General features: G+C 60.5%; 1 protein-coding gene. It reads right to left on the reverse strand.

Going from position 1 to position 474, the window contains the following annotated elements:
• A partial coding sequence (locus tag J5M71_RS27885; protein WP_207838804.1) for a GntR family transcriptional regulator occupies nt 1–399 on the reverse strand: 399 nt, incomplete at its 3' end.
• Nucleotides 400–474 lie beyond the last annotated feature (75 nt).

The raw sequence follows: 474 nt of genomic DNA on the forward strand, positions 1-474 counted from the left end.
TTCGTGGGCACGTCCCGCGTGGGGTTGATAACGCAGCAGTGCTTCCAGATCACCGGACAACGCCAGTTGGCGCAACGCCGTGCGCAACAGTTCAGCCTGACCTGGCAACGAGGGATAGTTGAAATTCAGGTCGATCATGCCGACCGCCACGTCTTTCTGATCGATGCCCTGCCCCGGCGCCAGCGACGTTTCCCGAACAAACGTGCCGCGCCCGGCTTCGCCACTGACCAGGCCCATCGCTTCAAGCTCCGCATAAACCCGTGAAGCGGTAACCAGCGCCAGACCTTCCTGGCTCGCCAGCTGCCGATGCGTTGGCAGTCGCGTGCCCGGCGCCAATCGTCCGCCACGAATGTCTGCCGCATAGCGATCAACCAGGGTCTTGTAACGGGAACGCGGCATGTCGGCCGTATCCATGACAATTTTTTGATTGTGCTGATTCTCCGCCCTAGGATCACGGCGACACAAGCCACTTTT

Source organism: Pseudomonas sp. 43(2021), assembly GCF_017490805.1.
Lineage (GTDB): Bacteria > Pseudomonadota > Gammaproteobacteria > Pseudomonadales > Pseudomonadaceae > Aquipseudomonas.